The organism is Mesorhizobium sp. P3_A9, from assembly GCF_056402975.1.
This window is the reverse complement of the sequence record NZ_JBFUGJ010000264.1, coordinates 1-8,474: the sequence shown is the minus strand read 5'-3', so window position 1 is coordinate 8,474 and position 8,474 is coordinate 1. Positions and strand designations below refer to the sequence as shown.

Annotated in this window: 6 protein-coding genes; 3 read left to right on the top strand and 3 right to left on the bottom strand. The window is 63.5% G+C overall.

The window, feature by feature from the left end; translation table 11 throughout:
• On the bottom strand, positions 1-897 hold an 897-nt coding region (locus AC1DX0_RS26360), incomplete at its 3' end, for an amidohydrolase (protein ID WP_477357373.1).
• 259 nt (positions 898-1,156) lie between these two features.
• Here AC1DX0_RS26360 and AC1DX0_RS26355 point away from each other — a divergent pair.
• The gene (locus tag AC1DX0_RS26355) at positions 1,157-1,810 is read left to right on the top strand and encodes a TetR/AcrR family transcriptional regulator (RefSeq protein ID WP_477219920.1); all 654 of its coding nucleotides are present in this window, start codon (positions 1,157-1,159) and stop codon (positions 1,808-1,810) included.
• A 23-nt stretch (positions 1,811-1,833) separates the two neighbouring features.
• Complete coding sequence (locus tag AC1DX0_RS26350; RefSeq protein ID WP_477357371.1) at positions 1,834-2,865, top strand: histone deacetylase family protein; 1,032 nt, start codon at positions 1,834-1,836, stop codon at positions 2,863-2,865.
• 76 nt (positions 2,866-2,941) lie between these two features.
• Here AC1DX0_RS26350 and AC1DX0_RS26345 read toward each other — a convergent pair whose 3' ends face one another.
• Complete coding sequence (locus AC1DX0_RS26345; RefSeq protein WP_477357369.1) at positions 2,942-4,135, bottom strand: TMEM43 family protein; 1,194 nt, start codon at positions 4,133-4,135, stop codon at positions 2,942-2,944.
• Between the two features lie 63 nt (positions 4,136-4,198).
• On the bottom strand, positions 4,199-7,102 hold the full coding sequence (locus AC1DX0_RS26340; RefSeq protein WP_477357367.1) for a M16 family metallopeptidase: 2,904 nt from the start codon (positions 7,100-7,102) through the stop codon (positions 4,199-4,201).
• 511 nt (positions 7,103-7,613) lie between these two features.
• On the opposite strand from AC1DX0_RS26340, the gene AC1DX0_RS26335 reads away from it, so the two are divergent.
• The gene (locus AC1DX0_RS26335; RefSeq protein ID WP_477219924.1) at positions 7,614-8,324 is read left to right on the top strand and encodes a helix-turn-helix transcriptional regulator; all 711 of its coding nucleotides are present in this window, start codon (positions 7,614-7,616) and stop codon (positions 8,322-8,324) included.
• Positions 8,325-8,474 lie beyond the last annotated feature (150 nt).

The following is an 8,474-nucleotide window of genomic DNA, read 5'->3' as shown; positions in this document are numbered from 1 at the left end:
CTTGTAGGTCGAAGCCATCATGGATGCCTTTTCAAGCATGCCGAGGTCCATGAAGTTCTTGAAGTGAAACGGGATTTGCGTACGACACAGCAATCGCCCTTCTTGCTCCAGGCCGGCAAGCAGCTCGAGTTGGTAGAGGTTGCCATCCATGTTCTGGATCGACGTGATGCCGTGGCGGGCGCACCATTCCAGGCCGCGGTGCATCAGATCGCGATCAGCAGCCAATTCCTCGGCCGAGGGATAGGGCTCCGGCTCACCGCCCGTAAGACCGAGCCGTGTGCGGTTCTGCCCGAAATGCTCCAGGATCGGGCCGAAAGCCTCGCCCTCGCGCAATTCGCCCGCCGCGAGGCCATCGGCACCCATCACGATTTCGTTGCCCGGCCCCAATTCCCTGCCATGCAGGAGGCCCGCCTCTTCCAGCGCCTTGGTGTTCGCCCACATCGTATGGTGGTCGGAGGCCGACATGGCGAACGGGCGATCGGGGATGATTTGGTCGAGATGGTGGCGCGTGACCGGCTCGGGCAGGATCGCATAGTCGACGCCGGCGCCGATCAGAAGCCTGGCGTTGGGCCGTGCCGCGGCAAAGGTCTGGATCGCATCGCGCAAGGCATCGAAGCCGTGCACCCCTGCCAGATGCAGATTTTCGAGTTCGGCCGCGCCGCCGAACAGATGCATATGCGCTTCGATGAAGCCAGGCAGGACCGAACCGCCCTTGGCGTCGATCACCTCTGTGGCTGTTCCCTTGAGCTCTTCGATTGCAGCGCGGCTGCCAATGGCGATGATGGCGCCGTCCTTGACGGCAATAGCCTCGGCTGAGGGGTTGTCATCGTCCATGGTCAGCACACGACCATTAATGACGATCAGATCCGCATTTTTACCCGCACCCGTGACAGACATCGCGACTCCGCGCTTTTGATGACCGACTGAGACCGGCAATCCTCTTGTCCGACAAGCTGCCACGTCACCGCAGCTGCGCCATCGGATGAAACTGATGCCAGTGCGCTGTTTTGAAATTCCCCTTGTGATCTCCGAAAACAGCGTGGATAAAAGAATGCGACTGATTATTCGCGTTTGTCAACATGCGGAATTTCGAATGTATTGTGGATAGCACCCTGCGCCTGTGTTGAGACCGGGCGGGGAACGAGGACATCAAGCCGTGAAGCGCAGTCTCGACCGCAAAACCAGGATAGCGCTCGAACCGCGCAAGCAGCCGCGGCAACAGCGGTCGAGCAAGGTGGTCGACCGGATTCTCGACGCGGCATTGATCTTGACGCGAGAGCAAGGAACCAGGACGCCGACGACGCTCGCCATTGCGCAGCGCGCGGGCCTGTCGGTCGGTTCGATCTACCAATACTTCCCCAACAAGGAAGCCATTCTCCTAGACCTCGCCCGGCGTTGGCTGTCCTCCTTTCCCGAGGTGATCGCCAAGCGCATCAAGGTCCCCCCGCCCACCGACCGGGAAGAGTTCCGGCGCGAAGTGCGCAAGCTCTTCATCGATACCTCCAGGATATATCTCGAAAACGCCACCCTGATGCCGGTGATCGAGGCCATATCCGGCAATGCCGACCTCCGGCCGATCCAGGACGAATATGACGAGCAGATCATCGCGCTCTACGCCGCATGGCTGCAGCATGTGAACCCGGCGCTGGAAGACAAGATCGCCAGCCGGCTCGGCGTGGTGATGATGGACGTCGGGCACGCCTGCCGGCTTGTCGGGCTGAAAAGAGACCGCAAGACATACGACCTCATYGAGGACGATGTCGAAAGAATGTGGCTCGCCTTGGTGACCCCCTATCTCAACCTTGACTGACTTCGCACTTCGAGAGGAATTTTATGAAGACTGTCTATTCGCCGCTTCATGCCGGCCATGCCGGCCAGATGGAACTGGTCACATCAGCCATCGTGCCGGGTTTCGAAAAGCCCTCGCGCGCCGAATTCATCAAGGCGCGGGTCGAAAGCGAGAAGCTCGGTCCGATCGTCCTGCCGCTTGAGCACGATCTTGCCGCCGCCAAGCGCATCCACAAATCGGACTATATCGACTTCCTGCCGACGGTCTGGCCGCAATGGGTAGCCTCCGGTCATGAGGGCACCGCCATGCCCTTCACCTGGCCGACGCGCGGCCTGCGCGGCGACGTGCCGCCGAAGCGCRTCGAYGCSCTGCTCGGCTAYTATTCCTTCGATGCCGGCGCCACCTTCGTCAAAGGCACATGGGCGGCGATCAAATCGTCCTATGACGTCGCGCTGACCGCGGCCGGCCTGGTCAAGGGCGGCGAAAGGTCGGCCTTCGCGCTCTGCCGYCCGCCMGGCCAYCAYGCCGGCGCCGGMTTCATGGGCGGTTATTGCTACATCAACAACGCCGCCGTCGCCGCGCAGTGGTTCCTTGACCAGGGCGCCAAACGGGTCTCGATCCTCGATGTCGACTACCACCACGGCAACGGCACGCAGGAGATCTTCTATGACCGCGCCGACGTGCAGGTCCTCAATCTGCATGGTGATCCGATGGTGGAGTATCCGTTCTTCCTCGGCCATGCCGATGAACGCGGCACGGGCGCCGGCGAGGGTTTCAACATCAACTATCCGATGCCGTTCGGCACCGGCTGGGATGCCTGGAACGCGTCGCTGGAGGATGCCTGCGCCAGGCTGGCCGCTTACGCGCCCGACATCGTCATCGTCTCGCTCGGCGTCGACACCTTCGAGAAGGACCCGATCAGCCAGTTCAAGCTGAAAAGCCCGGACTACCCCAAGATCGGCCGCCGCATCGCCAGGCTCGGACTGCCAACTCTGTTCGTCATGGAAGGCGGCTATGCCGTCGAGGAGATCGGCGTAAACGCCGTCGGCGTGCTGACCGGTTTCGAGGATCGGTAGGCCTGCCCGGAAACCCAAGGCGGATAACGACAGATATGAAGAAAAAGGGCGGCGTGGCCGCCCTTTTTTTTGCGAACTACGCTGCGGTGCCGGCGCTTGGCGCAGCCATCGGCGCGCCTGCCTTGCGTGAGCGGCCGAGATAATAGACCGCCGCCGCCGCGATGACGCCGGCAGCCAGGATGCCTGCCGCCAGAACCGGCCGATACCAGAACCAGGCAATCGCGATCGTCGTCGTGCCGACCAGGATCGCCAGGAAGWAGGCGATGATGCCGGTTCCCATTCGCGCCATGCTGCCGAGGAACGGGATGACGTCGAGGATCACGCCGATCGGGCTGAGGAACAGGGCAAAGCCGATCGTCAGCAGCAGCAGRCCSRCGGCMCGCAGCAGCCAGGTGATSAGMGTGTTGGCGCTGACGGCGTSGGCGAACATCTTKKCSGCCGGCACMTSGCCKGTATCGACCATCAGCAGCGCATCGCCGGCTTGCGTTTGGTATGGCTCGAACCGGCTGCCAGCCTGGCGCGCCACGATGCTGACCACGCCGAGCGGCGCCAGCTCRTAGCCGATGCGRTAGTCGCCCAATGCAGGCGTCGTGTTGTCGCTGCCGAGATAGATCCTGCCATCAACGATGCTGAGCGGCTTCGTCCCGGTATAGGCTGCCTTGATCGCCGCCGACTGACTGGACGACAGCGARTAGTCCTTGTCGCCCTCGATGCGGTCGAGCACCGGCGTATCSAGATCGAASGCGACRAGCTTGCCSTSCGGRATCTGGAAGGTCYKGCTGTGGATYKCCATCGGYGGATTYTGRTGGCCRTCSGGCTTCTTGAARTCCGAYGARTCGATCTGGCTGTCGTCCCACACCTTTTGATAGCTATAGGTGGTCTCCGTCTCCTCGCCGCCGCCAAGCTTCTTGGTGGTCTCGGATTTGGATTCTTCCTTCCACTGATACATCTCGACGCTGCGCGACAGGCGCAGCCCTTGCGCGGCGATGCCGAAATCCGGATCCGACAGGCCGCTATCGGCCGTCACCGGCCCGCTGACATGCACCAGTCTGCCGTCATTGCCGGCATCGACGCTGTCGGCGTTGATCGAGACAACGGCGCCCGACCCTTCGGCCAGCGAGCGCGCCGTCTGCACCGCGCGGCCCTCGTTCCAGAACAGCCCGATCACCATCAGCACGATCAGCAGCAGGCCGAAGATGACCCCGCCGACCGCGCGCTTGATCCGCCCGAACCACGAGACTGACGTAACTTCCCGAAATGAATCGCTCATCGTTTCCCCCGAAACCAAAGATACCAAGATTTAAGCGCGGCCGGCGGCCGCGCATCGAGCCGATCAATCGGCGTGGATTTGCGCGCCACAGTCCTTGGCGCCAGCGCAGGAGTGCACCGCTCGCGTCGTGCCGCCATCGCCGACCCGCCAAGGTGAAGCGGACAACGGCGTCTGGCTGTTGGCGCCGAGAAGGTCGAGCGCCCGCATGGCCGTCTGTTCGCCAGCCTCGTCACGCTTGACGATCTCGACATCCTTGAGACCGATCGCGGCAAGCTGCGGCATGACCACGTCGGGATCACCGGCAACGACGATCAGCGACGGCTCCAGCGACGACAATGCCAGCGCCTGTTTCTGCACGGCGTCGAGCGTCAGCTGGGTGCGCGCCGTCATCCGGCTTTGCTGGTCCTCGAGCGTCGAACCGCTGCCGGCCGCGCCGATCAGCGAGCCGAACAGACCGGCCGAGGTCTCTGCCGATCCAGCCAGTGCCCGCCGATAGACCGTCACCGTGCGGTCGACCTCGTCCTGCGCCACCGGCAAGGTGGTCAGGCCGGCGAAACCTTTCAGGATTTCGGTGATCGCCGGACCGGTGTTGGCGCGCTCGACGGTGGTTGCCACCACCAGTCCCGAGCCGGCCTTCATCGGGCTCATGAGATAGCTCGACACGCCATAGGAATAGCCCTTCTCCTCGCGGATCACCGAATTCAGCCGGCTGGAGAAATCATCGCCGAGCAGATTGGCGACCGCGGTCGATTCCGCGCGCTCGCCTTCGTCAGTGCCGGGCGCYGGCCGCGCCACGAACAGCGCCGACTGGCTGGCGCCGGGCTCGGGCACCAGCAGCACTTTCTGACCGCCGTTGAAATGCGCTGCCGGCGACGGTTCGATGGCATAGCCGGCRGCATCGCTYGWCCATGTKCCGAAYGCCTTTTCAAGGCYGGCSGCMACKGTCKCSACCGGCAYCGGGCCGACGCTGTAGAAGGTCACSGMYTTCGRCGTGAACWCSGCCTTGAASGCRGCYTTSGCSTCRTCSAGCGAGATCGASGCCAGCGCCTTTGCCGACCAGTCGAYCGCSGCCTTGCCYGGCACYTGCGGAATGAGYGCCGCCTTYGCSRCGCGRCCKGCMACRCCCGGCAGATCCGCYTCGCGGCCRTTSAGCCARTCGRCCGTCTGCGCCATCAACACCGTCCATTCGGTCTTGTCGAACCGCGGTTTCAGCACCGCATCGGCAAGCAGGCCAAGACCTTGATCCAGTTTTTCCGGCGGCACGCCAAGCGTCATCGTCGTGGTCAGTGCGCCGGCCTGATAGCCGATGCCGGCACCAATGTCGCTGGTCGCCTTGGCGAAGTCGGCCGAACCGCGATCGGCCGCGCCACGCGTCGCCATGCTGGCGGCAAGCTCCAGCAGCCCCTCCTTGCCTTCCGGCACGCTGTTCCAGCCGCCTTGTGCACTCGCCGCGACATAGACCATCGGCGCTTCCGGCATCGTGTAGTGGACGAGCTTGATGCCGTTGGAGAGCGTCGCCGTTTCCATGGCGGGCAACACCGCTGAAGGCGCTTGCCCGGCCGGATGCTTCGGAATGTCGATCGCCACCCGCTCCGGTGCCGTGAAGGGTTGCGGCGTGCCAGACGAACCGATCAGCGCGTCGGGATAGCCGCCGCGCGGGCCGGGCTTCAACACCAGCACGCTGGCGTCTTCCGGTTTCAGGAGCCGCTTGATCGTCGCTTCAACATCGGCGGCGCTGGCAGTCTTGACGCGCGGATCGTCGACCAGCGCGCTCTGCGCATCGCCGAGAATGTCGGCATTGTAGGAGACAGTGCCGGCACGATCCTTCAGCGCCTCGTTGCCCAGCCGCGTTGCCTGCAATATGCCGTTGCGCGCGCGCTCGACATCAGCCGGATCGAGCGGCGCCTTCTGGAAATCCGCAAACGCCGCTTTCATCGCGCTTTCGAGCGCTTCCGGCGTCACGCCTGCCGCCGCACCCGCCTCGAAAGTGAAGCGCCCGCCGAGCAGTCCACCCGTCCAGCTTGCACTGGCATAGGTGGCGACGCCCTGTTCCGAGACCAGCCGGTTGCGCAGAAATCCATAGTCGCCATTGCCGAGCAATTCGGCGGCAATGCTGAGCGCGCCATTATCCGGCGACTGCGCCGCCGGGCCGCTGAAGCCGACCACGACGACGGGGCTCGGCACGCGATCCTCGAGCACCAGCTTGAGCCGCGCCTGTGTGGGTTCCGGGACGGCGGGTCGCGCCACGTCGGCGCCGCGCGATATCCGGCCGAACGTGTCGGCGATCAGCGCCTTGGTATCAGCCACCTTCAGATCCCCCACCAGCACCAGCACGGCATTGTTGGGCAGATAGTAGGTGTTGAAGAAGCCTCTGACATCGTCGAGCGTTGCAGCATCGAGGTCGGCGACCGAACCGATGACCATGCGGCTATAGGGATGCGGCTTCGGAAACAGTCCGGACCAGAAGGCTTCCCAGCCCGATGCGCCGGCCTTGTCGAGCACGTTCTGGCGCATCTCGTTCTTGACCACCGAACGCTGCAGGTCGAGCTTGGCCTGTGTCACCGAGCGGCCGAGATTGGCCATGCGGTCGGCTTCCAGCGACAGGATCACCGGCAGCGACGACGACAGGCCGTCGACATAGAACACGGTGCCGTCCTCGGTGGTCCAGGCATTGATCTCGTTGCCCAGTGCGGCATGCGCACCGAACACGTTCGGCCAGGCCGGCGTCCCGGAAAACATCAGGTGCTCGAACAGATGCGCGAAGCCTGAGCGGCCCGCCGGTTCATTCATCGACCCGACACGGTAGCGCAGGTTCATCACCACCTTCGGCGCACGATGATCCGGCACCAGCACCACTTGCAGCCCGTTGTCGAGCGCATAGGTGACGATTGGCTCGGCCTTGGCGGGCGCTGCCGCACCGGCAAAAACCGCGAGCACCACCGTGAACGCCAGGAAAACCTGCTTCATGATTACCCCCCATTGCCGATGGCCGCGAAACAAGCGCCGCCACCTTAGCCCAGTCCGATCGAAGGGAAGCCCACCTCCCTGCCGATCGCCGAGAACCTATCGGAATCGATCGGTCCTCGATACGGCAGCTTCGCAACAACCTCTGGCTTTTTCGTGTCAGTGTTTTCAGGCGGCCCCGATGCGGCGAAAGTGTGTTGGGCGTTACTCTGAGTCGCACGCGAGTCCACCGGATTCGATTTTGTCAAATCGCGTTTGATGTCGGATTCATCTGCGGGTAGATTAGACCCGAATCAGCCGGTCCATGGGGGGCGCGGCGACCACCCAAAGTCTCACGTTCCGGATTTTTCCGGCGCCAGACGCGGATGTCTTCGCGTTCCCTGAATGGATTCCGTCTGATTGGGCGCGGCCCCGCGCCTCGCGTGCGTCTCGTGAAAGTAACGCGTTTTTAGGGTTCGGCGGCTGGCCTCCAGCATCCGGGCAGCAGAAACGATTCCGGCCAAAAGCAACAAGAATGAGCAGTTCCGCCGCGCTTCTTCAATCCGACACATTGGGCTCGCGCCTGACGTCGCGCGGTGATTTGACCAGCTTCTTCATGGAGCTGACCGCCGAGATCGGCGCCGACAGCTACATGCTGGTTGCCATCGTCCACGACCAGGACCGCAACGACGCACGCATCGTCTCCTCGAACTGGATCTTCGACGCCATTGAACTGATCGGCAAGCGGTTGATCGCCGGCCTTGCCCAGGGCGCGCTCACCGTCGCGCCCGGCATCCGTCCAAGGCCGCTGGTGGCCGCTGAGGCGCCCGATGCCGACGGGCTGGTCTCCGGCGAAGAAGCCCGCCTTCTCGACGTGCTCGGCCATGCCGAAATCTATTCGCTTAGGCTGAATGTCGGCCGCCAGCGCCTGTTCGCCCTGTTCTCGGCGGCGGCGGCCGGCCAGATCGACCAGCCGGCGCTGATGAAGGCGCAGCTGAAATGCTGCTACGCGCTTTCGCATATTCCGCAGCTGATCGCTGCCGCCGCCATGCAGGATCCACTATCGGACCGCGAGCGCGAATGCCTGTTCTGGGTCTCGGAAGGCAAGACCACCGACGAAGTGGCGGTCATCCTTGGCGTGTCCTCCAATACCGTCAACAGCTACATCACCCACGCCATCCAGAAATTCGCGGCCTCGAACCGCGCGATGGCCATCGCCACGGCGATCAGGAGTGGCATCATTTGAAACAGGCAGACATCAAGGAAGCTGCGGAGGCCCTTTTCAACGAGCAGCGCAGCCCGTTCGGCGCCTTCTCGCTCAGTTCCGAAACCCATCACGCCGTCACCGTTCCCGATGCCGTGCGCCGCTGCCGCTGGATATCGGTCGACATCAATG

Coding starts and splice junctions, on each gene's coding strand:
- AC1DX0_RS26335 (WP_477219924.1), top strand. CDS start 7,614: ATGAGCAGTTCCGCCGCGCTTCTTCAATCCGACACATTGGGCTCGCGC.